At 38.6% G+C, this 26,771-nt stretch carries 33 protein-coding genes and 3 tRNA genes; 32 read left to right on the forward strand and 4 right to left on the reverse strand.

Features of this window, described 5'->3' with window-relative positions:
• Positions 1–11: 11 nt before the first annotated feature.
• From BMY66_RS11060 to BMY66_RS11085, 6 genes are all read left to right on the forward strand, one after another.
• On the forward strand, positions 12–503 hold the full coding sequence (locus BMY66_RS11060; protein WP_033152513.1) for a DUF4446 family protein: 492 nt from the start codon (positions 12–14) through the stop codon (positions 501–503).
• Positions 504–513: 10 nt separating this feature from the next.
• On the forward strand, positions 514–1,389 hold the full coding sequence (locus BMY66_RS11065) for a DUF3881 family protein (protein WP_177175659.1): 876 nt from the start codon (positions 514–516) through the stop codon (positions 1,387–1,389).
• A 29-nt stretch (positions 1,390–1,418) separates the two neighbouring features.
• Positions 1,419–1,492: transfer RNA gene (locus BMY66_RS11070), tRNA-Arg, on the forward strand.
• A gap of 184 nt (positions 1,493–1,676) precedes the next feature.
• Entirely contained in the window at positions 1,677–2,282 is a 606-nt protein-coding gene (gene fliY / locus BMY66_RS11075; RefSeq protein WP_044939240.1) for a flagellar motor switch phosphatase FliY, read from the forward strand.
• A 12-nt stretch (positions 2,283–2,294) separates the two neighbouring features.
• A complete protein-coding gene (locus BMY66_RS11080; protein WP_090395205.1) occupies positions 2,295–3,791 on the forward strand; it encodes a hypothetical protein in 1,497 nt (498 codons plus the stop codon).
• 203 nt (positions 3,792–3,994) lie between these two features.
• Positions 3,995–4,067: transfer RNA gene (locus BMY66_RS11085), tRNA-Lys, on the forward strand.
• Between the two features lie 89 nt (positions 4,068–4,156).
• On the opposite strand, the gene trmB is transcribed toward BMY66_RS11085, so the two are convergent.
• Complete coding sequence (gene trmB, locus BMY66_RS11090) at positions 4,157–4,801, reverse strand: tRNA (guanosine(46)-N7)-methyltransferase TrmB (protein ID WP_033152503.1); 645 nt, start codon at positions 4,799–4,801, stop codon at positions 4,157–4,159.
• Between the two features lie 112 nt (positions 4,802–4,913).
• Between trmB and BMY66_RS11095 the strand changes: the two genes are divergently transcribed.
• Positions 4,914–6,308: a D-alanyl-D-alanine carboxypeptidase family protein gene (locus tag BMY66_RS11095; RefSeq protein WP_090395206.1), complete on the forward strand. Its 1,395-nt coding sequence runs from the start codon at positions 4,914–4,916 to the stop codon at positions 6,306–6,308.
• Between the two features lie 128 nt (positions 6,309–6,436).
• Here the strand turns inward: BMY66_RS11095 and BMY66_RS11100 are convergent, their stop codons facing one another.
• Positions 6,437–6,949, reverse strand: a complete 513-nt coding sequence (locus tag BMY66_RS11100; protein ID WP_074791094.1) for a hypothetical protein — start codon at positions 6,947–6,949, stop codon at positions 6,437–6,439.
• A 171-nt stretch (positions 6,950–7,120) separates the two neighbouring features.
• On the opposite strand from BMY66_RS11100, the gene BMY66_RS11105 reads away from it, so the two are divergent.
• On the forward strand, positions 7,121–7,753 hold the full coding sequence (locus BMY66_RS11105) for a type IV toxin-antitoxin system AbiEi family antitoxin domain-containing protein (RefSeq protein WP_044939232.1): 633 nt from the start codon (positions 7,121–7,123) through the stop codon (positions 7,751–7,753).
• Positions 7,753–8,607 (forward strand): hypothetical protein, encoded by an 855-nt coding sequence (locus BMY66_RS11110; RefSeq protein ID WP_090395207.1) that lies wholly within the window; start codon positions 7,753–7,755, stop codon positions 8,605–8,607. The genes BMY66_RS11105 and BMY66_RS11110 overlap by 1 nt, the downstream gene beginning before the upstream one ends.
• A 3-nt stretch (positions 8,608–8,610) precedes the next feature.
• Here BMY66_RS11110 and mobA read toward each other — a convergent pair whose 3' ends face one another.
• Positions 8,611–9,228, reverse strand: coding sequence for a molybdenum cofactor guanylyltransferase (gene mobA, locus BMY66_RS11115; protein ID WP_090395208.1), 618 nt, complete (start codon positions 9,226–9,228; stop codon positions 8,611–8,613).
• Positions 9,229–9,292: 64 nt separating this feature from the next.
• Between mobA and BMY66_RS11120 the strand changes: the two genes are divergently transcribed.
• The 18 genes from BMY66_RS11120 (at position 9,293) to BMY66_RS11200 (ending at position 22,519) form a co-directional block, all read left to right on the forward strand.
• A complete protein-coding gene (locus BMY66_RS11120; RefSeq protein ID WP_090395209.1) occupies positions 9,293–10,651 on the forward strand; it encodes an aminotransferase class I/II-fold pyridoxal phosphate-dependent enzyme in 1,359 nt (452 codons plus the stop codon).
• Between the two features lie 46 nt (positions 10,652–10,697).
• Positions 10,698–11,291 (forward strand): nucleoside/nucleotide kinase family protein, encoded by a 594-nt coding sequence (locus BMY66_RS11125; protein WP_033152488.1) that lies wholly within the window; start codon positions 10,698–10,700, stop codon positions 11,289–11,291.
• A gap of 1 nt (position 11,292) precedes the next feature.
• Positions 11,293–11,733, forward strand: a complete 441-nt coding sequence (locus tag BMY66_RS11130; protein ID WP_033152486.1) for a YaaR family protein — start codon at positions 11,293–11,295, stop codon at positions 11,731–11,733.
• A 19-nt stretch (positions 11,734–11,752) separates the two neighbouring features.
• The gene (gene holB, locus BMY66_RS11135; RefSeq protein WP_090395210.1) at positions 11,753–12,793 is read left to right on the forward strand and encodes a DNA polymerase III subunit delta'; all 1,041 of its coding nucleotides are present in this window, start codon (positions 11,753–11,755) and stop codon (positions 12,791–12,793) included.
• A gap of 12 nt (positions 12,794–12,805) precedes the next feature.
• Positions 12,806–13,681: a PSP1 domain-containing protein gene (locus BMY66_RS11140; protein WP_044939214.1), complete on the forward strand. Its 876-nt coding sequence runs from the start codon at positions 12,806–12,808 to the stop codon at positions 13,679–13,681.
• The gene (locus BMY66_RS11145; protein WP_044939211.1) at positions 13,681–14,424 is read left to right on the forward strand and encodes a tRNA1(Val) (adenine(37)-N6)-methyltransferase; all 744 of its coding nucleotides are present in this window, start codon (positions 13,681–13,683) and stop codon (positions 14,422–14,424) included. The genes BMY66_RS11140 and BMY66_RS11145 overlap by 1 nt, the downstream gene beginning before the upstream one ends.
• 24 nt (positions 14,425–14,448) lie before the next feature.
• Complete coding sequence (rsmI, locus tag BMY66_RS11150; protein WP_044939209.1) at positions 14,449–15,294, forward strand: 16S rRNA (cytidine(1402)-2'-O)-methyltransferase; 846 nt, start codon at positions 14,449–14,451, stop codon at positions 15,292–15,294.
• 16 nt (positions 15,295–15,310) lie between these two features.
• Entirely contained in the window at positions 15,311–15,769 is a 459-nt protein-coding gene (locus BMY66_RS11155) for a divergent PAP2 family protein (protein WP_044939208.1), read from the forward strand.
• A 23-nt stretch (positions 15,770–15,792) separates the two neighbouring features.
• A complete protein-coding gene (locus tag BMY66_RS11160) occupies positions 15,793–16,551 on the forward strand; it encodes an NAD-dependent protein deacylase (RefSeq protein WP_090395211.1) in 759 nt (252 codons plus the stop codon).
• A 158-nt stretch (positions 16,552–16,709) separates the two neighbouring features.
• Positions 16,710–17,000 (forward strand): 30S ribosomal protein S6, encoded by a 291-nt coding sequence (gene rpsF / locus BMY66_RS11165; RefSeq protein ID WP_044939204.1) that lies wholly within the window; start codon positions 16,710–16,712, stop codon positions 16,998–17,000.
• Between the two features lie 24 nt (positions 17,001–17,024).
• Positions 17,025–17,465 carry a single-stranded DNA-binding protein gene (locus BMY66_RS11170; RefSeq protein WP_033152471.1) on the forward strand — a complete coding sequence of 147 codons (441 nt, stop codon included), beginning with the start codon at positions 17,025–17,027 and terminating at the stop codon, positions 17,463–17,465.
• A gap of 46 nt (positions 17,466–17,511) precedes the next feature.
• Entirely contained in the window at positions 17,512–17,766 is a 255-nt protein-coding gene (gene rpsR / locus BMY66_RS11175) for a 30S ribosomal protein S18 (protein WP_028234190.1), read from the forward strand.
• A gap of 249 nt (positions 17,767–18,015) precedes the next feature.
• Positions 18,016–20,238 carry an EAL domain-containing protein gene (locus BMY66_RS11180; RefSeq protein ID WP_090395212.1) on the forward strand — a complete coding sequence of 741 codons (2,223 nt, stop codon included), beginning with the start codon at positions 18,016–18,018 and terminating at the stop codon, positions 20,236–20,238.
• A 21-nt stretch (positions 20,239–20,259) separates the two neighbouring features.
• Positions 20,260–20,436, forward strand: a complete 177-nt coding sequence (locus BMY66_RS13810; RefSeq protein ID WP_155952525.1) for a DUF6465 family protein — start codon at positions 20,260–20,262, stop codon at positions 20,434–20,436.
• 338 nt (positions 20,437–20,774) lie between these two features.
• Positions 20,775–21,365, forward strand: coding sequence for a hypothetical protein (locus tag BMY66_RS11185; RefSeq protein WP_090395213.1), 591 nt, complete (start codon positions 20,775–20,777; stop codon positions 21,363–21,365).
• A gap of 77 nt (positions 21,366–21,442) precedes the next feature.
• The gene (locus tag BMY66_RS11190; RefSeq protein WP_090395214.1) at positions 21,443–21,976 is read left to right on the forward strand and encodes a histidine phosphatase family protein; all 534 of its coding nucleotides are present in this window, start codon (positions 21,443–21,445) and stop codon (positions 21,974–21,976) included.
• A gap of 47 nt (positions 21,977–22,023) precedes the next feature.
• Positions 22,024–22,401 (forward strand): hypothetical protein, encoded by a 378-nt coding sequence (locus tag BMY66_RS11195; protein ID WP_090395215.1) that lies wholly within the window; start codon positions 22,024–22,026, stop codon positions 22,399–22,401.
• A gap of 45 nt (positions 22,402–22,446) precedes the next feature.
• A tRNA-Pro gene (locus tag BMY66_RS11200) sits at positions 22,447–22,519 on the forward strand.
• Positions 22,520–22,575: 56 nt separating this feature from the next.
• On the opposite strand, the gene BMY66_RS11205 is transcribed toward BMY66_RS11200, so the two are convergent.
• A complete protein-coding gene (locus BMY66_RS11205; RefSeq protein ID WP_090395216.1) occupies positions 22,576–23,103 on the reverse strand; it encodes a hypothetical protein in 528 nt (175 codons plus the stop codon).
• A 127-nt stretch (positions 23,104–23,230) separates the two neighbouring features.
• Here BMY66_RS11205 and BMY66_RS11210 point away from each other — a divergent pair, with 127 nt between their 5' ends.
• The 5 genes from BMY66_RS11210 to BMY66_RS11230 are packed head-to-tail and all read left to right on the forward strand — an operon-like array spanning position 23,231 to position 26,762.
• Positions 23,231–24,349 (forward strand): CapA family protein, encoded by a 1,119-nt coding sequence (locus tag BMY66_RS11210; RefSeq protein ID WP_090395217.1) that lies wholly within the window; start codon positions 23,231–23,233, stop codon positions 24,347–24,349.
• Between the two features lie 11 nt (positions 24,350–24,360).
• Positions 24,361–24,909 carry a prolyl-tRNA synthetase associated domain-containing protein gene (locus tag BMY66_RS11215; protein WP_090395218.1) on the forward strand — a complete coding sequence of 183 codons (549 nt, stop codon included), beginning with the start codon at positions 24,361–24,363 and terminating at the stop codon, positions 24,907–24,909.
• Between the two features lie 24 nt (positions 24,910–24,933).
• Positions 24,934–25,203 (forward strand): DUF1294 domain-containing protein, encoded by a 270-nt coding sequence (locus tag BMY66_RS11220; RefSeq protein ID WP_090395219.1) that lies wholly within the window; start codon positions 24,934–24,936, stop codon positions 25,201–25,203.
• Positions 25,204–25,217: 14 nt separating this feature from the next.
• Positions 25,218–25,868: a DNA/RNA nuclease SfsA gene (gene sfsA / locus BMY66_RS11225; RefSeq protein ID WP_090395220.1), complete on the forward strand. Its 651-nt coding sequence runs from the start codon at positions 25,218–25,220 to the stop codon at positions 25,866–25,868.
• Between the two features lie 3 nt (positions 25,869–25,871).
• On the forward strand, positions 25,872–26,762 hold the full coding sequence (locus BMY66_RS11230) for a DMT family transporter (protein ID WP_090395221.1): 891 nt from the start codon (positions 25,872–25,874) through the stop codon (positions 26,760–26,762).
• Positions 26,763–26,771: the final 9 nt, after the last annotated feature.

Raw genomic sequence — 26,771 nt, forward strand, 5'->3', positions numbered from 1 at the left:
GAGAAATAATAATGATAGAACAATATCTTGGAATTAGTACAGACTACATTGTAATAGGACTTGCAGCACTAGTTCTGATAATGACAATACTTTTAATTGTATTTATCGTGCAAATGCATAAGCTTAAGAAGAGATATAAAATCTTTATGCAGGGCAGCGATGCAAAATCATTAGAGGATACACTTGTTTACAGATTAGAGCAGGTAGATGAGCTTATCGAAGCAAATGCTAGCAATGAAAGAAATATTGATGCAATCTTCAAGAACATGAAGGATTGCTTCCAAAAAATTGGTCTTGTTAAATACGATGCATTTAACGAGATGGGTGGAAAGCTTAGCTTTTCACTTTGCATGCTTAATGAAAAGAACTCTGGTTATATCATTAATGCAATGCACTCAAGAGAGGGTTGCTATACCTATGTTAAGGAGATTATAGATGGTAACTCTATAATTCAACTTGCAGAGGAAGAGGAGCAGGCTCTCAATCAGGCTTTAAATGTTTAATGGACGGTATATGATGCATAAATTTTTACCAGCAATTGGATTTAGTAAACTTAATAAAGAAACACTAGAAAATCTTATTCAAGAAATAATTCTTCGACCTGATTACCAGGAGTCTGCAATAGATTTCGAAGGTAATCAGTTTGTTGAGCTTAGATATATGGTGGCAGACAATGTTGGACTTGTTTTGCGTGGAATCTATAACGATAAAGATGAATTTATTTTAGATTACTATTATCCAACTTATCTTGGTGAGAGTATATCATCTAATAACGAGGTAGATGTAATAAAGCAATCTGATAAAGAATGCTATCATGTTATGGTGGATGAATTAAGATTAGGTGTTAATCTTATTTTTCATCTCCAAAACATGGGAGAGTATCTCAGAAGAAATAACACCAACGGTAAAGGTGTTAAGCGTGATATTAGATTGGCAGCTTTATCTTTGGAGGGAAAAGTTATTCTTCCTCTTTACGACAATGAAAAAAGTCGTATAAAGGAGAAAATGAATAACAAAAAGCGTATTGATCTTGTAGAGCAGGCTAGAGAGGGAAATGAAGAAGCTCTTGAAAGCCTTACAATGGATGAAATTGATTTATATCAGCGTATTACAAGAAGAGTCTCACGAGAAGATATCTTGAGTGTCGTGACAAGTTTCTTTATGCCTTACGGAATAGAGAATGATAAATACGAGATTATGGGTGACATTCTTGATGTTAAATCTGTTGTAAATCATCTCACAATGGAGGAATTATATCTGCTTGTAGTAGAAAGCAATGATGTAGTTCTTGAAGTGTGCATAAACAAGAATAATTTATATGGAGAACCTACAATAGGACGCCGTTTTAAAGGCACTATTTGGCTACAGGGAACTGTTGATTTTTCTTAAGCTTTAGATTAAAATCAAATAGTTGTCGAGTTTGAGTAGCTCAGCTGGATAGAGCGTCCGCCTCCTAAGCGGAAGGCCGTGGGTTCGAATCCCATCTCGAACATGATTGGAAGGAGTCTATGAAATAGGCTCCTTTTTTTAATTAGGAAATATAACACTTTGTCCACACAAAATTCGCAACTTTGGGGTAAAATACCTTTGTATGGAGAATTGTATATTGTATAATATAGAGGAATAACACAATTCTAGGAAAAGGGGGAAAATAAATTAGAGGAGGACGGTAGTGTATGGCAGATTTAAGTTTAACTAAAGAGCAACAGGATACTCTTGGAGAAATTGCGAACATCAGCATGGGTTCATCTGCAACATCTCTAAGTGCATTATTAAATAATTTAAAGGTAGATATCACAACACCCAAAATCGAGTTAATTCGTAAAAGCGAATCGCTTGATGATTATCACAATGTTTGCGTGTTGGTACATATAAATTATATTAAAGGATTATCAGGAAGTAACGTATTAATCCTAAAAGAAAATGATGTAAAAATAATCGCTGACCTTATGATGGGTGGCGATGGAACAAATACAAGTGGTGAAATTGGCGAGCTTCAGCTTTCAGCTGTTTCAGAAGCTATGAATCAGATGATGGGAAGTGCAGCAAGCTCAATGTCACAGCTACTTAATAGAGTAGTGGATATTTCACCACCAAAAACAGATAATATCGACGTAGAAAGCGTAAAAATATTCGAGAGATTATTTGAATCACCTGAAATAGATTTTGTCAAAATAACATTTGATTTAAAAATAGGAACGATAATAGATTCAGTTATGGTACAGCTGTATCCTATTTCGTTTGCGAAGGATATGGTATCTCTATTTGAAAAAAAGGATTAACTAGGGGGCACAATGGACGAGAACACAAAGAAAATTCAAACAGAAATAGCCAAGGATAAGATTCAGATTATTCTATCCAGCATAGCACTTGCTGTGTTAATTATCATGGAGTTTTATATCATGATAAATTTCAAAAGCAATTTCATGGCTATGGCGGTAGGAATACTTCTGATGATAGTTGCTTTGTTTTTCCTTATAAGTGCCATGTTAGATATATCTCTTAAACAAAAGAACATGGAGCAGGAAAAGTATGAGGAAATCTACAATGCACAAAAGGCATCGTATCTCGTCATAAAGAAAAGCTTTGATGAAATGGATCAAAGACTTCGAGCAATTGAGGAAAATAGTGCTTTACCTGCAGAAGATATCATAAATGCACAGAAAGCAGTAGCAAAGGTTACTATTTCACGAAGCAAGGAAAACACAGATGCGTTGATGAACTCAAATGATGAGTTAATCAATCAGCTGGTAAATATCCAGGAAAAGCTTGAAAACAGTAACAGTCAGATTCTTGAAAAACAGCAAACTTTATTAAAAGAAACAAACCTTGATATACAACAAAAGATAGCAGCACTTACATCACAGATATCAAATATCGAAGGTAAAATTCAAAATGGAATTCCTGTTATGGCTCAGCCAATGCAGATGCAGATGACACCACCTCCAGTGATGCCAGTAATGCCTGAACCTGCAGTAGCACCTGAACCTGAACCAGAGCCAGTTATGGAAGAACCAATGGTTGAGGAAGTTCCATTAGAAGAACCAGTAGTAGAAGAAGCTCCAGTGGAAGAAACCCCTGCTGAAGAAATACCAACAGAAGAACCAATTGAGGACGTAGGCCTTGACTTAGACGCTGTAATCGAAGAAGAATCTACAGAAGAGCCAGTCGAAGACCTTGGCCTTGATTTAGATGCTATAGTAGAAGAACCTTCATTGGAAGAGGAAATTCCAGTAGAGGAATTGCCAGGAGCTGAAGAACCAGTTGATGATATAGGCCTGGATTTGGATGCAGTGGTAGAGGAAGAAGCTCCGATAGAGGAACTTCCAGAAGTAGAAGAGCCGGTAGAAGACTTAGGACTTGATTTAGACGCTGTTGTAGAAGAAGCTCCGGTGGAAGAGGATATTCCAGAGGAGCCAGTAGCAGAAGAAGCCTCAGTGGAAGAAGTAGTTCCAGAGGAGCCAATAGCTGAAGAAACTCCAGTAGAAGAAGTGATTCCAGAGGAGCTAATAGCAGAAGAAATCCCAGCCGAGGAGCCGGTTGTAGAAGAACCTGCAGCTGAAGAAGCCCCAGTAGATGACATAGGTGCAAACTTGGATGCTCTGTTAGAAGAGGTTGGAGATATTCCAGAAGAGGAACCAGAGCCGGAACCTGAACCGGAGCCAGAGCCTGAGCCAGAACCAGAACCAGAAGATGATTCAATAGTTATCCCAGATGTAGGAATAGATTTAACTGATCCTAATAGGGTAATGAGTCCAGAAGAAATAGAAAAGCTATTTGCAAATATATAAAATTAAGATACCTGTCTCAAATCAGAGGCAGGTATTGTTATTTTTATAATCAATAAATTATAATAAATAAGCGTGTTGGAATTTTCAGATAATTATAGTAAAAAAAGTTGTTAAAAAACGAAAAAAAATAAAAAAAAGACTTGCAAAAATGTTAATCAGGCTATATACTTATATTCGTTGCTGAGGCAATAACAAATAAATGAGCGCGATTAGCTCAGCTGGCAGAGCACCTGACTCTTAATCAGGGTGTCCAGGGTTCGAACCCCTGATCGCGCATTTGACCATCGAAGTTTCTTCGGTGGTTTTTTTATATCTAAAAAATATATAAAATAAAAGCCTTGATTGTAATAATCAAGGCTTTACTATTATCTACTTGTAATGAGCTTACAAATTGGATTTCCTTTACTAGAAAACTTTTCTTCATATTCAGTCATAATATTGCCGGCGTTCATAGTCTCATCATTATGTAAATCGTAAGTTACGGCATCAAGTTTCCATAAAGGATGATTGTCTATTTCTTCTACAGAAAAATCAAATAAATCTCTGTTGTCAGTTTTGAATTCAATATGTCCTTCCTTAGAAAGAATTGAATTATATCTGTTTAAGAAAGTAGAAGATGTAAGGCGACGCTTTGCATGTCTGTCCTTTGGCCATGGATCGCTGAAGTTAAGATAAATTCTATCTACTTCATGGCAAGCAAAGATATCAAGTATCTCAGCAGCATCAAAACAGATAAAGCGAAGATTAGGAATTTCTTCATCCTGCACCTTCTGAACGGCTCTAAGTAAAACAGAAGTGTATCTTTCGATACCTATATAGTTGATATCAGGGTTCTCTTTTGCAAGAGTAGTGATAAACTGTCCTTTACCCATTCCGATTTCAATATGAATAGGATTGTCATTGCCAAATACTTCTTTTTTATATGAGCCCTTGAGCTTTGTAGGATTCTGAATGCAATAAGGACTATTTGCAACAACCTCATCAGCTCCTGGGATATTTCTTAATCTCATAATAACCTCCAAAAATAAAATCAAAATGGATTATAACATAAAAATCGTAAGATTAGTATTGCAACAGACTAAATAGAGAAGTTATACTAAATAGTCGTAAAGGAAAAAGAGTATGAATATAAAAAGAAAACTTGCAAAGGCATTAGCCTTTATTTTTATTGCTAATAGTATATTTACAATGAAATCAATCCAGGCAGAGGCTGCAGATTATTGGCCTAGTGGAGTTGATGTAGTGGCGGAATCAGCCATTGTAATGGAAGAGGAAACAGGTACAATTCTGTATTCTAAAAATATGGATGATGTACATTATCCTGCCAGTATCACAAAAATAATGACTGCACTTATCGTATTGGAAAATTGCGATTTGGATGAGACAGTCACATTTTCGGCAGAAGCGGTATATGGTACAGAGCTTGGTTCTTCAAGCATTGCCAGAGATGTTGGAGAGGAAATGACTGTTGAGCAGACGCTCTATGGAATGATGCTAGAATCAGCAAATGAGTGTGCATACGCATTAGGCGAGCATGTTGCTGGTGATATGGATAGCTTCGTTGATATGATGAACGCCAAAGCCAAGGAGCTAGGCTGCAAGAACACTCACTTCAACAATTCCAATGGTCTTCCTGATGAAGAGCATTATACAAGTGCTTATGACATGGCGTTGATTTCAAGAGCTGCATACAAGATTCCAAAGTTTGCAGAAATAGTTGGAACAAAGAACTACACAATCCCAGCTACAAATAAGCATTCAGATCCAACGCCACTTAATAACCACCATCAAATGCTTCATTACTACAAGACAAATCAGTATTTGTATGAGTATTGTTTAGGTGGTAAAACAGGATACACTGTAGTGGCAGGCGCAACACTTGTTACATATGCAAAGAAAGATGGAATGACACTTGTGTGTGTTGTAATGAAAGATACAACCACAGATGAGTATACTGATACAACAAACCTGTTTGAGTACTGTTTTGACAACTTTAGCAAGTATGCAGTAGCGGATTTTGCTTCAATATCAGAGGATGATGTTAATGTAACAGGAATCCTTAGTGAAAACAGTGAATTAATAAAAGTAGATGAAGATGGAATAATCGTTATTCCAAAGACAGCCAGCATATTAGATGTAACCTCAACAGTAGTTCCTTATTCTGATTCGGAAGATTCGTCAGTTATAGGCCAGCTACAATACTCATATGCAGATAAGTCTGTAGGATATGCAAATCTGATATTTACAAACGCAGAAACAGCCGGAAGCTATCCATTCGATAATATTCCTGTAGAAAATGGTGGAAGCGGTAAAGAATATATACAAGTTGACTATCCAAAAATTGGATTAGTAATCCTTATAGTTCTTGCGGTTATTTGTTTGATTATGTTTATAAGAAGTAAATCAAGTGAGATACTTTTATTCAGACATCGATTCATGAGCAGACATCAAAGACCACAAAAGACAAACATGACTATCATTAGAGATAATGGTAAGAGAAGAAAAAGACGTAGATAAACGACAAGAAATGTCCTAATTCTTTATAATAACGACATAGTATAATAAAAACGACAGCCTATTTTTACTAGACTGTCGTTTTATATTTTCACAGACATCAAAATTATTTTCACGTTTGTAGAAAATATTTATCTATTAATCAGACTATTTATCAGAATTTCCAACTGATGCTTGTTGTTTGTAAACAATATGATTCCATTTGAAGAGTTAATCATGGTGATTACCTTATCTGCAAATGTATCTGATTCAGAAAGAAGCTGGAATAGATAATCCTTATATTTTCCATCGGCCTTCAAAAATAAAGTTTCATAATTCTCAAAAGGAGCAAGCTCGCAATGAGACTTTGTCATAAGAAAAGCGATTTCTTTATCCTGGCCAAGCTGTTCTTCAGTTTTGTTTATAATGAAATAGCCTCGATCATCCTTTGGCATACCAAGAGCTTTCACTGCACGTTGAACCTGTTTTGTTAAGCTGTCACTGGCAGGATATAGAGACTGGAAGTAGCTCATGAAATCAGAAGCGCTTTTGAAATGTTCATTTGTACCTCGCTCAAGGACCTCGGTCATTAGTATCTTTTTAATTACCTTCTCACATTCTTTACGAGAAGGATTTTTTCTAAGAGTGATTTTTTCTTCAGACATATATTCCTCCAAAAAGACAATATTAATTGCTATATTTGTATTATAGGACAAATATACGACAAATAGAAGACAGATTATAAAATATAATAGAACTAAGGATTAGTTGACACCTCAATAATAGAATGTGATAATGAAGAAAATAACCTCGTAAAGCAAGCAGGAGTGGAAAAAATGGAAAACTTATTTTCAAGAGATGAAAAGAAGCAGTATCAGCTGGAGCAGATTAATGATTTAGTAGAAGCTAACGGCGGATTAATTAAAACAAGTGAAATTGAAGCCCTGGGAGTAGACTATCGTCGCGTGCTTAAGTTCGTAGAAGAGGGATATTTAATCAGAGTAAAAAGCGGATACTACACTACAAAGTATTTTGAATGCAGTGAAGAACAGTGGATTTATAAGTTGTTTGGAGAAGATGGCATCCTCACAATCGAATCTGCATTATGGGTATATGGTTATTTGAAGGATAGACCATACAAGTGGAGTATTGCGATTAATAAAAACACAAGTAAATCTAGATTCCATATTGATTATCCAATTGTGGAGCCATACTATACAGAGCCAGAAGTTCTTGAGCTTGGTGTAACAGAAGCAGATTTCGCTGGTGGTCGCATGAAAATCTACACTAAAGAAAGACTTATCTGCGACGTTTTGAAATATCAAGAAAAGATAGATAGAGAAATATTCAAAACAGGAGTATTAGCCTACATCATGGATGAGAAAAAAGATGTAGCGAAGCTTATGGAATATGCCAAGGAACGTAAGGTCCTTAAAAAAGTCCAGAATATGATAGGTGTGTGGTTGTAATGATTAACAAAGGAAACATAAAGGAAAAGTCGGAACAACTTAATATTCCTTTCAAGAATTTGCTTTCTGCAGCAGTATGTGAAATTGTAATAGAACTGCTTGCCAATGGAAAATATTGCAACGAGCTATATCTTTGTAATTCAGCAGAATTCAAATCCGATGTCTACAAAGATCTTTGCATCAGTAATATCTACTACGAGTATGTAAGAGACCTTGATGACAAAATGGCAATCCTTTATATGCGAGATATATTGAAGGAGATAATGGCCAAAGGAGCTCTCGAGGGCATGGCGGTAAATGGTTCTGTTGGAGAAACAGGAATTAGTTTAAAGATAACCGTCGATGATATGTATATTCCAATTAATCTATATTTCAAAAAGCACGGTGCAAGCCATGAACCGGAAAAGATTAGTTTGGAACTCATTGCCTATGGAAATCGAAAAGTCGATGTGCTCATCAATCCAAAAGAGGAAGAGCTATCAAAGCATTTGCTTGAAATAATAGATAAACTAGAGCTTATTAACAACATGGATCATTATTATGATGCATATGAAATCCTTACATCAAATCCAGTAAATGGACGAAAGGTGAAGGACAGATTAACTGAGCTTGTAAAAGAAAAAGGTATAACCATTGATGATTCAAGACTTAATATGCTAAAAAGCTACGGTGACTACACCTACATGAAAAGAAAGTGGAAGGTTGAGTTGAGGCAAAAAAAGAAGTCCGAGCCACAGTGGTCGGACGTTAATAATTGCCTAATGAATTTTTTAAGCCCAATCTGGGACGCCATGGAAAAGAACATGGTCTTCCTTGGAGATTGGATGCCACAGCTTAAGCGCTTCCTTGATTAAGGATTAGCAAACAAAGTTGTGTTTTAAAATGGAGAAAACAGCATAGTAATAAGAGCTTCTGTCGTTTACTTTGTAGAACTGTTGCTCCATGGAAATAGATGAAATGCTCTTAATAATTTCCGTATCCACAAGATTGGTATAGCATCTAGCCTGAATGTAACTCTTGGTAGTTTTTTTGAAAAAGATACCTTTGAAAAGAGGGCCGATGCAACGCTTGTGATAAACACCACAGATGGTATTTAAAAATTCACCATCAAACTTAAAAGATGTGATGTCGTAATTATATGAATGGTCATAGAGATAAGCTGCAATGCGTGGATCCATAAATGGAGTGTCCACTGACATGAAAAAAGCTCTATCTCCTGAAATCATTGTAAGGCAGGAAAGAATGGCGCCTACAGGGCCGGCGTTTCGATAGATATCAGGGATTTCCTGAGCATCAAGGCCCAAATGAGTAAGGTCACCACGCTCATTTACTGAAAGGTAAATTTTATCAAAAAATGGACTGAATTTATCGTAGATATATTCAACCATAGTTTTATCTTCAAAGGGTAAAAGTGCTTTCTTTGTACCCATGCGGGAACTATCGCCACCGCAAAGGATAACTAAAGTCCTATTCATAACATCCTCCTTGCTTTGATAAAATCCATTATATTGATTCTTTGTAGAAAATAAAAGCTAGAAAATGAGTTTAGAAAAAATATTAGAAGATTATTCAAAATCGAATATGTATCCATTCCACATGCCAGGCCATAAGAGAATGATTGATGGACCATACAAAATTGATATGACGGAAGTGGATGGAGTGGACGATTTGCATGACCCGCAGTCGGTTATAGCAGAGGAGCAAGAAAGGTTAGCTAGAATTTATGGAGCTGATAAAAGCTTTATTCTGGTTGGCGGCTCTACTGTTGGAAACCTTGCTGCGATATACAGCAGCTGCAGTGAAAATGATTTGATATTAATCCAGAGGAATTCCCATAAAAGTGTTTATAATGGTGCAATCCTAAGACACTTGAAGGTTGGATATATTAACTCCAAGGCAGATGAAAATGGAATATACAAGGCAGCAACTTTAGAAGAGATTAAATCTGCAGTAGAAAAGTATGGTCAGCCTAAAGCAATTTTACTGACAAGCCCTACATATGAGGGATATCATTGCAAGCTGGAAGATATTTCAAAATACTGTCACGCAAAAGGCATAATACTGATAGTTGATCAAGCTCACGGAGCACATCTAGGATTCAATGATGAATTCAAAGAATCTGCAGTTGGTAAAGCAGACATAACTATCCAAAGTCTTCATAAAACTCTGCCGGCACTTACACAGACGGCGGTAATCCACGTGGATGGAGATAGAGTTGATAGTCGAAAGATTGCAGCAGCTTTGGATATTTTCGAGACTAGTTCACCAAGCTATGTACTGATGAATTCCATTAGTCACTGTATGACCATTCTTGAACAATCTGCGGATATGTTTAGGGATTATGTGGATAACTTACAGGATTTCTACAAGATTAGTGGACAATTAAAGCACCTAAAAATAGTCGTTGAATCTGGCGAAACAAAGGACCCGGGAAAGCTTGTAATAATTACAAAGCACACAAATATCTCCGGAGTGGAGTTGGCTAGAATCCTTAGGGATAAATACGAAATAGAAACAGAGCTTTCAAGCTTTTCATATCTGCTTGCCATGACAAGCATTATGGATTCCAGGGAAGGTTTTGAGAGATTAAAAAAAGCATTGCTTGAAATTGACAAAGAACTAGAAGCAGGCAATATTGATGTGCCAATGGTCTGGATTGATAGTGAAAAAATAATGGAGCCTTGGGAAGCCAAGAAAGGCGCAGGTCGACAGGTCAACCTGGCGCAGGCTACAGGACTTGTCTGTCAGGATGAGATTTGTCTTTATCCGCCAGGGGCACCTGTTGTAGTACCTGGAGAAGTCATTTCAGCGGAGGCAATCAAACTGATCCGCCAGGCAAAGGAAAGTGGAATACACGTAACAGGAATAAATAATGACTGTATCTACGTTGTCAATTAGCCTTGGCTGAATTATACTTTAGATACAAAAGAAAAAAGAGGACAAAATGGGAAGTATTTATTGCATAATGGGCAAAAGCTCATCGGGAAAAGATACAATATTTAAGCTTTTGCTAGACAAAGGGGATTTAGACCTAAAGCGAATTGTTTCATATACAACCAGACCAATCAGAAGTAATGAAAAGCCTGGTGATGAATACAATTTCGTTTCCATCGAAGAAAAGGATAAATTAGTAGAGGCGGGAAAGGTAATCGAAATTCGTAAATACGATACTGTTCACGGTCCATGGTTCTATTTTACTGTAGATGATGGCCAGATTGATTTATCGAAAAATGATTATCTTATCATTGGTACAGTTGAAAGCTTTGTAAAGATTCGTGATTATTACGGAAAAGACGCTGTTTTGCCGATATATATAGAGGTAGATGATGGTGTTCGTCTTTCGAGAGCACTTGAAAGAGAACGCAGTCAGGAACACCCAAAGTACGAGGAAATGTGCAGACGATTCTTGGCTGACCAGCAGGATTTCTCACAGGAGAATCTGGATGCAGCGCAGGTTTCAAATGTCTTCAAAAACGATGATGACAGTAGAATCACTTGCGATAGAATCGCCGCCTTTATAAAAGATAGAAGGGGTTAGCATGGATATTAGAGTAAATGATGTGAGCCAAGTTCAACCTACAGACCAGGCAAAATCCACAGCACCTGTAGATGACACATTCAAATTTACACTTGCAGCAGCCGTAGATGATGCTGAGCTTCAGGAAAAGCTCACAAATCTTTTAAACGACATAACCACTCAGGGAAAGCTTTTGTCTGAGCATATGGACATTCGTGACATGAAGCGATATCGCGGATTGGTCAAGGATTTCCTTAACGAGGTTGTAAATCGAAGCCACAAGTTTTCGCGAGAAAACTTTTTAGACAGACGTGGCCGCCATAGAGTTTATGGTATGATAAAGCTTGTAGACGAGCATATGGATGAGCTGGCAACAGCCCTTGTTCAGGATGAAAAGGACCACATTGATATATTAAATAGAGTAGATGAAATCAGGGGATTGCTCCTTGATATAATCACCTAGATTAGGAGAATTTTGTTAGATGAGCTTTGCGCAGATAGTAGGGCAGGAAGAGGCAAAAAGCCTATTAAGAAATGCAGTTAAAACAGGAAATCATAGCCATGCCTATATTTTCAGCGGTGAAAAAGGCTCAGGAAAGATGATGCTTGCAGAGGCATTTGCGGCAATGCTTCAGTGTGAAAATCCATCTGAAGATGATGCTTGTATGGAATGTCATTCCTGCAAACAGGCATTATCAAGAAACAATCCTGATATTATTTACGTTAGAAGAGAAGATGGCAAAAACAACATCAGCGTAGATGTAGTACGTGAGCAGATTGTAAATGATGTTGATATCAAGCCATATAGCAGCAAATATAAAATCTATATCGTAGATGAAGCAGAGAGAATGAATCCTCAGGCACAGAATGCCATTCTTAAGACCATTGAGGAACCACCTGAATACGCGATTATCATTCTGCTTACAGCAAATCATAATGCATTTCTTCAGACAATCTTGTCTAGATGCGTTCTTATCCAAATGAAATCCGTAGATACAGAAAGCATAAAGCGGATATTGCAGACACAGTATGAGACTGTTGATTATCAGGCTCAGATGGTGGCCAGCTTTGCCCAGGGAAATGTGGGAAAAGCCATAGCGTTAGCTACAGACGTCACCTTTAATGATGTAAAAAATCGCGTTGTTGCTCTTTGCAAAAAAGCAAGCAAAATGGATGAGCAGCAGATAGCCGACGAAGTAAAATCCATCAAAGAGGACAACGATAGAGATAAAAAAGAAGATTCCGATAATGAGAAATTTCAGCCATTTATCGAGCAATTGCTAGATTTAATAACTCTTTGGTATCGAGATGTGCTATTATATAAATCGACATCGAGGGATGATTTACTGCTATTTTCAGAGGATGCCTTCGATATTCACGACCAGGCACAGAGCCTGTCATATCATGGCCTAAACGAGATTTTTGATGCAATCTCAGAAACTAGAGCCAGACTAAATGCAAATGTCAATTTTGAATTGACCATTATGCTTCTTATACAGAGGATGAGAAATCCTGAAAACTAAAGGAGACACTAGATGATAAAGGTTATTGGAGTACGCTTCAGAGGAGGCGGAAAAGTATATTATTTTGATCCAAACGGCATAGAGCTTAAGCGTGAGGATCAGGTTATTGTTGAAACAGTTCGCGGTGTAGAAATCGGAACAGTTTTACTTGTAGACAAGGAGATTTCGGATGATGAGGTTCCAGGACCTATCAAGAAAATCATCCGCAAGGCTACCGAGGAAGACGCTAAAAAAGCTATAAAGAACATTGAAAAAGAAAAAGAGGCTATGCGTATTTGCGAGGAGAAAATCGCAAAGCGTGAGCTTGAAATGAAGTTAGTTGGTGCTGAGTACACATTCGACAACAACAAGCTTATTTTCTATTTCACAGCAGATGGACGTATTGATTTCAGAGAGCTTGTAAAGGATCTTGCAGCAGTGTTCCATACACGTATCGAGCTCCGTCAGATTGGTGTTCGTGACGAGACAAAGCTTATGGGTGGCATCGGAATCTGCGGTAGAGAGCTTTGCTGTAAGAGCTGGCTTGGTGACTTTGTTCCAGTATCAATCAAGATGGCAAAGGAGCAAAACCTTTCACTTAACCCTACAAAAATCTCAGGACTTTGCGGCAGACTTATGTGCTGTCTAAAGAACGAGCAGGAAACATACGAATACCTCAACAGCCGCCTTCCAGGAATCAATGACTCAGTTACAACTCCTGAGGGAATCAAGGGTACAGTTCAGTCAGTAAACGTTCTTCGTCAGACTGTTCGCGTTCTTTTTGAAGATGGCGATTTAAAAGAGGTAAAGGATTATCCTACATCAGTTCTTAAGTTCAAGCCTCGTAAGAAAAAGGTACAGGTTTCTAAGGAAGAGGCAAAGGAACTTGCCGACCTGGAGGATAATTAATGAATAATCTGTTGCAGGAAGACGAGCGACTAGATGATTTACAAATAAATGGATATCAAATAATTCAGCATCCTGACAAATTCTGTTTTGGCATGGATGCTGTCTTGCTATCGGGCTTTGCTAGTGTCAAGGAAGGAGAAAGAGTGCTGGATTTGGGAACGGGCACAGGGATTCTGCCTATTCTTCTTGAAGCCAAGACCGAAGGAAAGCATTTCACTGGCCTTGAAATTCAGCCTGAAAGTGCAGATATGGCACGACGTTCAGTATTGTTTAATCATCTGGAAGAGAAAATTGATATAATAGAAGGTGACATCAAAAGTGCTAGTGAAATCTTTGGGAAAGCTTCCATGGATGTTGTCACCAGCAATCCACCATACATGACAAATCATCATGGATTAAAGAATCCAAACGACGCAAAAGCTATAGCTCGACACGAGCTGCTTTGCACCCTGGATGATGTGGTGAGAGAAACAGCAGCTGTTTTAAGGCAGCGAGGCAGATGTTATTTTGTACATAGACCATCACGCATAGTAGAAATCTTTGAAGCCATGAGAAAGTACAAGCTTGAGCCAAAGAGGATGCGCCTGGTTTACCCATACGTGGACAAGGAACCAAACATGGTTCTGATAGAAGGTGTGCGTGGCGGCGGAGCCCAGCTTACAGTGGAGGCGCCATTGATTGTTTACAAGGAGCCAGGCCAGTACACAGATGAAATCTACGAGATATACGGATTAGATAAATAATTATCTTCCAATAGGAGATTATAAATGTCACAGACAGGAACAGTATATTTAGTTGCAACTCCAATAGGAAACCTTGAGGATATGACTTTTAGAGCAGTAAGAATCCTCAAAGAGGTGGATTTAATTGCAGCAGAAGATACAAGAAATTCAATAAAGCTATTAAATCATTTTGAAATAGACACACCTATGACCAGCTACCACGAGTTCAATAAAGTGGAGAAGGCCATCACTTTAATAGAAAAATTAAAAGAAGGTCAGAACATTGCGGTAATCACGGACGCAGGCACACCTGGAATATCAGACCCAGGGGAAGAGCTTGTTAGGATGTGTTACGACGAGGGAATCGAGGTCACATCAGTGCCAGGACCAGCAGCATGTATCACAGCTGTTACCATGTCTGGACAGGCTTGTAGAAGATTCGCTTTTGAGGCATTTCTTCCAAAAGACAAGAAAGAACGTCGTAGAGTTCTAGAGGAGACCAAAAACGAGACAAGAACTGTCATTATTTACGAAGCACCACATCATCTGATAGGCACATTAAAAGAGCTTGCGGAGGTGCTTGGTGAGGACAGAGGCATCACACTTTGTAGAGAGCTTACAAAGAAACACGAAGAAAAAGAGAAGACCACAATCGGTGGAGCTTTAAAATCCTACGAGACCAAAGAGCCTAGAGGAGAGTACGTTCTTGTTATAGCTGGCAAATCTAAAGCAGAGGTTTTAGAAGAAGCAAGAGCGGCATATGAGGACATGACCATTGAAGAGCACATGGATATGTACTTAAGCAAGGGCATGGATAAAAAGGAAGCCATGAAGGCAGTGGCAAAAGATAGAGGAGTCAGCAAGCGAGATATTTACAACGCTTTGCTATAGGAGATAGGAGAATATAATGCATTTCATCGTGGATTTGTTTACAAACAAGATTTTTTTAGCACCTGCAGCAGGATGGTTTATTGCGCAGATTATTAAAATCATTATTGATACTGTAAAATCAGGTTTTTGCAAGGAGAGACTATACGGCGGAGGGGGAATGCCAAGCTCTCACTCAGCCACAGTTACAGCGCTTATGGTTGTGACTGGCGCAATTTACGGGGCTTCCTCATTTGAATTCGTAATGGCATTATTCTTTGGAATCGTTGTCATTTATGATGCAAGAGGAGTTCGATTTGAAACACAGCGCCAGGGCAAGGCACTGAACAATCTTAACGAAGAGCGTAAGGAAGAAGGCAAGCAGCCACTTGATATCAACAGATTTAAGGAAAAGATGGGTCACACCATTCCAGAAATTGCTGTTGGAATACTCATCGGAATCATCTGTGCTGCAGTTGTTTTACACCTTAACATTTAGAATTTAAGAAGGGGGGAAATGTTTTGGATAAAATTGAAGAACTGAAAAATATGATAGAAGAATCATCGAAAATCGTATTTTTTGGCGGAGCAGGAGTATCCACAGAGAGCGGAATTCCAGATTTCAGAAGCAAGGACGGTTTGTACAATCAGCATGATGTCAGATTCGATATGTACCAGCCAGAGTATCTACTTAGTCACAGTTGTCTGATTAGGGAGCCAAAGGTTTATTTCGAATTTCATCGTCAAAAGATGGATACACGAAACATCGAGCCAAACAATGCTCATAAATATCTGGCAAAGCTGGAAGAAATGGGTAAGCTCACAGGCGTGGTTACTCAAAATATCGACGGCCTACACCAGAAGGCTGGCAGTAAGAAAGTCTATGAAATCCACGGCAGTGCACTTCGTAATTACTGCATGAACTGTGGAACAAGCTATCCAGTAGATTTCATTTTCGATTCAGAGGATGAGATTCCAAAGTGCGATTATTGCGGTGGCACAGTCAGGGCAGATATCACTCTCTACGAAGAGGGATTGCCTGAGGACGCAGTAGAAGGCGCAATCAGAGCCATTTCAGAAGCAGATATGATGATTATTGGCGGAACATCACTTACAGTGTATCCGGCAGCATCATTTGTTAATTATTTCAGAGGAAAATACCTGGTAATAATCAATCAAACCGATTTATCTGTTCGTAGAGCAGAGAACACACTGGTGATTACCGACAGAATCGGACAGGTGTTTACAGAATTAGCAAAGCTTCAGGGAATAGAATTGTAATTCACTGAGAATAATACAAAAAATACAATAAAAATTCAGTTAAGCCTTGAAAAACGCACAGCTTCATGCTATTATCTTAATTCGTGGTATAAAACATTTATATCCTTGCTAGGCTAGCATTGCTAGTTTGGCCAATAGACCAAAAGGAGGTAGAAAGCATGAACAAGTATGAATTAGCACTCGTTGTTAATGCGAAGATCGAAGACGATGCAAGAACTGCCACAGTTGAAAAGGCAAAGGAGTATATCACTCGCTTTGGTGGACAGATCTCAGACGTCGATGATTGGGGCAAGAAGAGACTTGCTTATGACATTCAGAAGATGAATGAAGGATACTATTACTTCATCCACTTCGATGCTGAGCCAGGCGTACCTGCTCAGATCGAGGAGAATGTTCGCATCATGGACAACGTACTTCGATTCTTATGCGTTAGAGCTGACGAGGCTTAATAGTATAAGATAAGGAGATTAATTATGAATAAAGTTATTCTTATGGGACGTCTCACAAGAGACCCAGAAGTTCGTTACGGTGGAGCAAACAACAGCGCTGTTGCAAGATTTTCATTAGCAGTTGATCGTAGATTTAAGCGTGATGGAGATGAGCAGACAGCTGATTTCATTAACTGTGTTGCATTTGGCAAGACAGGTGAGTTCCTTGAGAAGTATGCTCGCAAGGGCACAAAGTTCGTAGTTGAAGGTCGTATTCAGACAGGCAGCTACACAAACAAGGACGGCCAGAAGGTTTACACTACCGATGTTGTATGTGAGAATGTTGAGTTCGCAGAGAGCAAGAATTCTCAGGGCGGCGGAAACAGCAGCTTCGACGGTGGCGCAGGTTTCGCACCAAGCTCAGATGCAGGCGACGGCTTCATGAATATCCCTGATGGAATTGACGAGGAATTACCGTTCAACTAAGTCAAGGCAACGAAAGCTTTGACTAACATCTATAGGAGGTTAAATCATGGCTTTTAATAAGACAGGCGATGGTCAGCAGAGAAGAAGACCAATGCATAGAAGAAAGAAAGTCTGTGTTTTCTGTGGTAAAGATAACGTTATCGACTACAAGGATACAGCAAAGCTTAAGAAGTACATTTCTGAGCGTGGAAAGATTCTTCCACGTCGTATCACAGGCACATGTGCTAAGCACCAGAGAGCTCTTACAGTAGCTATCAAGCGTGCTCGTCACGTGGCACTTATGCCATACGTACAGGATTAATTCTTGATATGATTATAAAGCACTTTCTAGGGAAACCTAGAGAGTGCTTTTTTATATTTAAACATCTAAAATCAGCCTTCCATAACTTGTTACTGGCTTTCTGAATTTTGCAGGATATAGCAAAGAAATAAGTGGTTAATATAATTATCGACTTTTTTATTCAAAGCCTAGTTTTTAGTAGGTCATAAATTATCCTCAATTTTGTTGTATTATCACCATATACAATTATGTCAAGGATGAAATCAACCTATGAAGCTTAGTCTTAAGAGAAAAATTATATCTATAAATATTATATCGCTAATTCTTGTTATCCCATTTTTTATATCTGGGGTTTCTTTTGCTGCTTCAAGCAATGAGAATACCATCATTGTCGGCGTTCCAACAGATAGATGTCCTATGATTTATATAGATGATTCCGATGGTTCAATCATTGGAATTGGTCCAGAATTACTTCGTATAGCCTGTGATAACATTGGCTATAACGTTGAATTTAAAGCTATGGAAGAACCTTCGTTGAAGGATGCGCTAGATAATACATCCTATGATATAGTCATGCCTTTAGGAAGCGAAATTGAAAGTGCATCTGGACAGTCATCAATCGTTTCTGACGATTTAATGCTAACTCCTCTCACTGTTGTAACTTCTGAGGGCGATAATGTATCAGACATTAATCGTGCAAAAATTGGAATGCTTCAGTCTCAAGCTGGTATAGCAGACACGGTAAAAAGCTTATATCCAGATATTGAAGTCATACTTTATAAAGATATGTCCAAGTGTGTAGAAGCCCTACGTAAAGACGAAGTTGACGCATTACTTCAGAATTCCTACGTTTGGAGTTATGTCCTTCAGAAGCCTTCATATATCGATTTACATGTTCAACCAACTACAATGCTTTCAATGGATTTTAGAGTTGGTGCTTTAGATACACCTAAAAATCAGGCGCTTATAGAAAAACTTAATGAAGGTATTGCTATGATTAGTGATACCCAGCGTCAGGCTGTTATTTTAGATTATACTTCTCGTAAACTGTACAAATATGATGTACAGGACTATCTTTACGCCAATAGATATGTCTTTATCATGTGTGCAATTATAATTGTTCTTGTAGCACTTCACTTTCTAGCAAAGCAACAACTGTTAAAGGAAAGAACCCAAAATCAAATTCGCCAAATGATAGACTATGACTCACTTACTGGTGCTCTTAGTATGGCCGGATTCCGTGAAAAAGTAAAAGAACTACTACTGGAAAATCCTTCCACTCCATATATTATTTCTTACAACAACATTAAGAATTTCAAATTCATAAATGACAAAATGGGAATGAACTCTGCTGATGAACTTCTATGCTTCTGGGTAGAAAAATCATTGGAGTATTTCTCTGACAAAGAGGCTATGGCCAGAATTGATGCAGATCATTTTGCTGTTTTATGCTGCCTACCTGATGACAACGGTTTCGAAGCAATGGAAACAAATGTATTTGAACCAGTCAAAAAATATTATATTAATCAGGGCAACGACTATGAAGTTCAGATATCCAGTGGTCTTTATGTCTTAACTCCTGAAGATTATAAAAATATTAACGTTGATAAGATGCTAGACTGTGCTAGATTAGCTGAAAAGAAAGCACATCTATCTATTACCGGGGGGTACGAAGTATATAACATAGATCAATGGGAAGCAGGAAGACTGCTTTCAGATATCTGCGGTCATTTTTCTACTGCTGTAAAACAGAATGAAATAAAAGTCTGGTATCAACCTCAAGTCAACTATAGAACTGGTGAAATCATAGGCGCAGAAGCTCTCTGTAGATGGAACCACGAAAAGCTAGGTTGGTTGAGCCCAGGTCAATTTATCCCAATGCTAGAACAAACTGGTCTCATCTACGATTTGGATTGTCTAGTTTGGGAAATAGTTTGCAAAGATATTCATAGATGGAACGAGCAAGGATTTAAACGTTCTATATCAGTTAACCTATCTAGATTTGATATAGAAAAGAACAAAAACATCTCAAAGCACTTCAAGAATCTTATCGAAAAGTACGATATTGAACCTTCTCAGCTAAGAATAGAAATCACTGAGAGTGCCTATGCTGATGATAACGAATTACTATTAGAGACAACTGCTCAGCTACAGGATATAGGATTTGAAGTTGAAATGGATGACTTTGGCAGTGGCTATTCATCCCTAAATATGCTTACAGAAATTCCAGTTGATGGAATTAAACTTGATTATGTTTTCCTAAAAAACACTAAGAACTTTGAGAAAAGCAAAATTGTGGTCAAGCATATCCTACAAATGCTTCGTAACCTAAAATATAAATATATTGCTGAAGGCGTGGAAACTAAAGAACAAGCCGATTTTCTTATTGCTATAGACTGTGAACGAATGCAAGGCTTCTACTTCTACAAGCCAATGCCTGTAGAAGAATTTGAAATTCTCGATTTCGATAACATAAACAATAGACCACACTAATAAAAAATCTAATATTTTTCCATGGTCGGAATTAATTTTGCATTCACAGAGGCTGATTGCCTAAAGAAAGCACAAGCTCAATTCAAGAGAGACTACAAGAGCGTTGAGCTCACAGGTATCAGCATTTATATTAAGCCTAAAGAACATAGAATCTACTTTGTTGCTAACGGAGATAAAGTTGGTTCTACAGAGTTGTAATATTGTATTATAGGCTGCCGATGGCAGCCTTTTCTCATGGACTATCTTTCATTAATAGGATCAATACTGATATTCTGTGTGGGCTTAAATTTTTTTGGGGGCAAAGAGATTATGGGTTTTGTTATATTCTTGTAGGAAAATTGTAGGGTTTATGTAAGGGCCCAGAGTCTTTTTCTTTATATTTTATAATCGTGAATTACAGTCGCATCGAATTGGTGCGGCTTTTTTATTTGTAAAGGTTGTCAAAGCTGAATACTATGGTGTTTCAACAGCCTTTTTGTTAAAATATATGAGATAATGTAAAGGCGGAAGCAAAAGGACAAAGGAGATAATGTAATTTGAAAAACATAAGATTTTATAAGGCGGAAAAGTACAATACAGATAAATATGAAAAAGTAGAAGATATGATCTACAAAACTATAGATGAAAGGCCAAGAGGTGAATATTTGGCACTTAAGGGGTGTTCAGATAAAGAGTTGGCCTCAAAATTGCTTAAATCAGAAGACTGGGTTCAGGGAACTGGAAAATTTATTGAGGATTACCTCATTCTTACATATGATGGAAAAAGATACTACCGCAAAATAGAAAATGTCGGAACAGATGATGATATTGTTTTCGAAGATTTACATGATTCTAATGAAAAGGATGTTATTTATGTGACTTCTATAGTTTTTGAGCCAGAACCTGAGTTGGAAGAAAACGAACCTAGTGATCCTTACATTTCGCAGTATCCTTTAGATGATATACTTGATAAGTTTTTTGTGTATTGTGAAGACATGTACGAAAAAGAGAATGAGAATGATAAGAATCATTCATATGTTGAATTTGCAAGTGAAAAAATAGAAGAAATTAGGGATTTACTTTCTATTATTGGCAAACATGTTTATAACAAACTTGAAGGCGAGTATGTATATCTCAAAATAGAGTAACTGCGTAGATTGTAAAAAGAGCACTTTCTAAGGGGACTATTGCTAGATAAAGAGAAAGAACTAGGAAGTATATAAACATGGATCATTTTTATTTTATTAGACACGGGGAAACCGTTTGGAACGTAGAAAATAAAATTTGCGGTGAAACAGACATCGAGCTTACAGAAAAAGGGCATGAACAAGCTATAGAAACAGGAAAAAAGATATTAGAGCAGGGAATTACTGCGGATGTAATCCTAACATCGCCTCTTGTAAGAGCAAAAGAAACAGCAAGACACATTTCTGAGATTACAGGAATACCTATGGAAATAGAGCCAAGGCTCAAAGAGCAGAATTTTGGAAGATATGAGTCCACGCCAAGAGATGGAGCAGAATTCCATGAAGCAAAAAAGGATATGGCAAGCAGATTTGGAACTGGTGAATCTATGCTCCATCTTGCTCAGAGAATATACAATCTTATAGATGATATAAAGGCATCAGATAGAGAGGTCATATTGGTAGCCCATAATGGAATTGCAAGAATGGTGGAATCCTACTTTACAGAAATGACAAATGAGGAGTTTTCATCTTGTGGAATTAAGAACTGTGAGGTTAAGAGATACGATTTTTAATATAATTCAGTAATTATAACATCATGAAAGTTGAGGGGGATAGAATTATGAATAAGAAACTGAGCATAGCACATTTATTGATTATAGTAGCCTGGCTCATTCCTTATATTCCATTATTGGAACTACGTCAGATTGTGACGCCTTTCGTAGTAACGGTTGTTTTCATATTTATTGATGTAGTTAAAAGTAATGCACATAAGGAATATAATCAATATATTTTTAAAGTATTATGTGCCAATATCGTAGGAATGATAATTACGACATTAGAGTATGAATTCTCGAACTATGCATTTTGGCAGGATGCTAACTTTGGACCAGGGATGGGAATTGTCTTTGCTGGGATTTGGGATATTATATATTGTTTTTTATTGGCTATAGCACTTCTAATAGGTTATGTTGCAATCAAAATTAAGCTTACCCGCTAAAATATATAAGGCTGCAAGGAGTAATCTTTGCAGCCATTTACTTTACGGGGTGTGGCTCAGATGGTAGAGCGCTACATTCGGGATGTAGAAGTCGCGCGTTCAAATCGCGTCACTCCGATTATTAAAAACTAAGGTTAGACAATAGAATAACTAAATCCCAGCATGTAAAAGATTTTAAACCCCAATATCGATATTCATTCCAGAGAGGAGGCCAGCATCGGCTTCCTTTCTGTTTTTTTGATAAGGATTATCTTCGTTTGGATAGGCAATCTTGGTGTGGGTGGTGCCGCCTGAAACGTAGGTGCGGCCACACTCAGGGCAGACAGCAGTATGGATAGAAACAGAGGCCTGAAGGACTTTGCCGTCGCTTTTTTCAGCTTTGTCGTAGGCATTATTTACGTGCTCTTGCTCATGGCCGCGGACACGAGCCGCAGCAGCATTAGGTGATATATGAGCAGCAGATTTAAAGGATACTTGTTCGTCAGATCCGTCCTGGTATTTTCTGCTGGCGCAAGTTTCGCATTCAATTATGCCAGCTCGCTTTGCAGCGCGTTCGCTGGTAATATTCTTGGCCAAGGACTCACTTTTGCCCTCAGCGCGCAATTCATCTGCAATTTTAGAATCAACAGGAGTTGTAGCGCCAGAATTAAAAGAATTACTATATGGAGAAAAGTTAGTGTTTATGCCATTAATACCAAACATAGAATCACCACCTTAAAACGAACAAAGGTCATATATAAAGATAATAACATTAATGTACGTCTAAAGTATGAAGTTGTATAATAGGAGCTAAAATTAGTTATATTAGGGAGTTAGGAAGGAAAAGTCCATGAAAAGAAGGATAGCTTTATCAATATGCTTGGCCTTATCGCTAGTAGCATGCGGCAAGCAAACGGTTATGCAAGAGCAGGTGTCGGCCCAGGAGGCCAACTATAGCCAGCTACAGCCTTTGGAATCTACCACAGAAGATAATGGTGAATATGATTTCACATTATGCTTCGCCGGCGATATCAACTTTGATGAAAATTGGGCCACAACACAGTATCTAAACACATGTGAAAATGGTATCGCGGATTGTATTTCACCGGAGTTGATAAGTACCATGCAGCAGGCCGATATAATGTGGATAAATAACGAGTTTACATACAGCGACCGTGGACAACCACTGCCAGGAAAAGCCTATACTTTCAGAGCCAATCCGGCCAGAGTAGAGAACCTGAAGTTGCTTGGGGTTGATATCGTGGGCCTTGCAAATAATCATGTGTACGATTATGGAAAAGACGCATTGCTTGATACCATGGATACCTTGGATGCAGCAGGGATTCCATATGTAGGAGCAGGCCATAATCTGGCCGAGGCTAGTGAGCCAGTATACATGGAAGTCCAGGGGAAGAAGATAGCATTCGTGGCTGCATCCCGTGCTGAAAAGAACAAGATGACACCACAGGCCACGGATACAGAGCCTGGAATCCTCAGATGCTATGACACAGCCCTTTTTGACGAAGAGATAAAAGAGGCTGATGCTAATGCGGATATTGTGGTGGCGTTACCACATTGGGGCACGGAATATTCCACAGTGCTGGAGCCGGTACAGACATCCACAGCCCACGAGTACATCGACGCCGGCGCGGATGTAATAATAGGCGCCCACACCCATTGCCTTCAGGGCTTTGAGTTTTATAACGATGTACCAATAGTCTACAGTCTTGGAAATTATTGGTTCAACGAAAAGACGTTAGATACCATGCTTATCACACTGCATTGCTATGGCGATAATGATGAGGAAAATATGGACGTTATCATTACACCAGCATTGCAAGCAAATTGCACAACACAGTACGTTGCTGATGAAGCAAAGCAGCGTCAATTGTATGATAGGCTTGAAAGCATATCAGTAAATGCGCAAATAAGTAATGGCGGAATCGTTACACAGGAAAAGACAGAATAGAGGAGAATATCATGACAGAATTACAAACAGGCAGACCAACGGACACAACGGGCCGTTTAGACAGGGAAATCAGAGTATATGATTATTTGGATAACCTTGGAATAGAGTACAAGCGTATAGACCATGCACCAGCGGATACAATGGAAGTTTGCGCCGAAATAGATAAATCCCTTGGTGCATTAATTTGCAAGAATCTGTTTTTGTGTAACAGACAGAAGACAAACTTTTATCTACTGATGATTCCTGGAGATAAAAAGTTCAAAACAAAGGAGCTTTCAAAGCAGATAAATTCAGCAAGACTTTCATTTGCAGACCCAGAGGATATGCTTAAGTATCTGGATATCGAGCCAGGCTCAGTTAGTGTAATGGGGCTGATGAACGATAAAGACCATGTGGTGCAGCTTTTGGTAGACGAGGATGTGAAAAACAGCGAGTTTATCGGTTGCCATCCTTGCGTAAATACATCAAGCATGAAGATAGCGGCAAAGGATATTTTTGACGTATATCTTCCTGCAGTAGGCTACGAGCCAAGAATAGTTACATTGCTTGGCGAAGACTAGAATTCAAAGGATGGAGGAAAAGACATGGACAGGTTGATACTAGGATATTTGGTCATTGCTAATATTGCAGGCCTCGCCGTAATGGGAATCGACAAAGCAAAAGCCATCAAAGGTGCTTGGCGCATTCCAGAAAAGACATTATTCCTATTCAGCTTAATAGGCGGAAGCATCGGAACATGGGCAGGGATGTACCTGTTCCACCACAAGACAAAACACTGGTATTTTGTAATCGGCATGCCAGCAATTCTGATTATCCAATTGGTTATAGCGGCATATTTAACGGGCTTGATATAGGAGAAAAATCATTAGTGAAATATAAAAATATAGTAGAAGCAAAGTTCATATCACGTCCAAATCGCTTTATAGCTCAGGTTGATATTGATGGGCAGGAAGTAACTGTTCATGTGAAAAATACTGGCCGTTGCAAGGAATTATTGCTTCCTGGCAGGACGGTTTACCTGGAAAAGGCCACAAATCCAGAGCGCAAGACACCATATGATTTGGTTGCCGTTGAGACACCTATCGGGATAATCAACATCGATTCTCAGGCGCCAAATGCGGTGGTGAAGGAATGGCTGGAAAAGCAGGATTACGATTATATTGATCCGGAGCATAAATATGGCGATTCCAGAATCGATTTCTTCATGAAAAAAGGTGAGGATGAATATCTTCTAGAAGTTAAAGGTTGTACACTTATTAAAGATGGTGTAGGCTATTTTCCTGATGCGCCTACAGAGCGTGGAGTAAAGCATTTGAGAGAGTTGGCAAAGGCTACAAAGCTTGGCTATAAGGCAATGGTAGCTTTTGTAATTCAGGTAGATGGAGTTACAGAGGTGCGTCCCAATGTGGATACTCACCCGGAGTTTGGTATCGCTTTACAAGAGGCGCGGGACGCAGGCGTACAGGTGCTGTTTTTACAGTGCCACGTAGAAAAAGATTTATTGGAGATTATTAATTAACAGATGAAACGTGATTATAAAGGAATATTGCTTACAATCTTGGGAGCCTCCTGCTGGGGGCTCTCAGGTTCTGTGGGCCAGTATTTATTTGATGTGCAGCAGATGGATAGCCAGTGGCTTGTGCCGATTCGCTTAGGCTTGGCTGGAATAATACTGATTATCTATTGCCTTGCAAAATATAAAAAAGAGACTTTTAAGCCATGGGCCACACCTGGCCAGTCTATAAACATGCTGATATATGGACTGCTAGGAGTTAGTTGTTGCCAATTTCTATATTTCCTAACGATAGAGCTTTCGAACGCAGCTATCGGCACGATTTTGCAGGATCTAGCACCTATTTTTATACTTTTTGTAACCTGTCTACAGGGAAAAAGATGGCCTAGAGTAGGGGAGATATGTGCAATTCTACTGGCAATCCTTGGTGTATTCTTCCTTACAACCCATGGAAACATCGAAAACCTTTCGGTTGCTAAGGGGGCTCTGATAGCGGGAGTTGGTAGTGCAGTATGCGTAATGATTTACAATGTTCTTGCGCCAAGAATCACCAGCGACACACCTGTAGTTATCGCTCAGGCATGGTCATTTTTGATGGGTGGCGCATTTGGATGCCTTGTCTTTAGAATATGGCAAATCCCTTACACACCAAACATCTACGGACTTCTTGGCATAGCCTTCGTAGTACTTGTTGGAAACATCGGGGCATTCACGCTATACATCAGCGGTGTTAAGCGAATCGGTCCAAACAAGGCCAGCCTTTACAGCTTTGCAGAGCCTATAACTGCTGCAATCATCGGAACTACAATCCTTGGAAACAAGTTCACAGTGTACGATGCGCTTGGTTTTGCGCTGATATTCCTGATGCTGTGCAGTATTACGTTTTCAAAAAAAGAATAGAGATTATAA

It is taken from the genome of Pseudobutyrivibrio sp. C4 (genome assembly GCF_900111635.1).
Classification (GTDB): domain Bacteria; phylum Bacillota; class Clostridia; order Lachnospirales; family Lachnospiraceae; genus Pseudobutyrivibrio; species Pseudobutyrivibrio ruminis.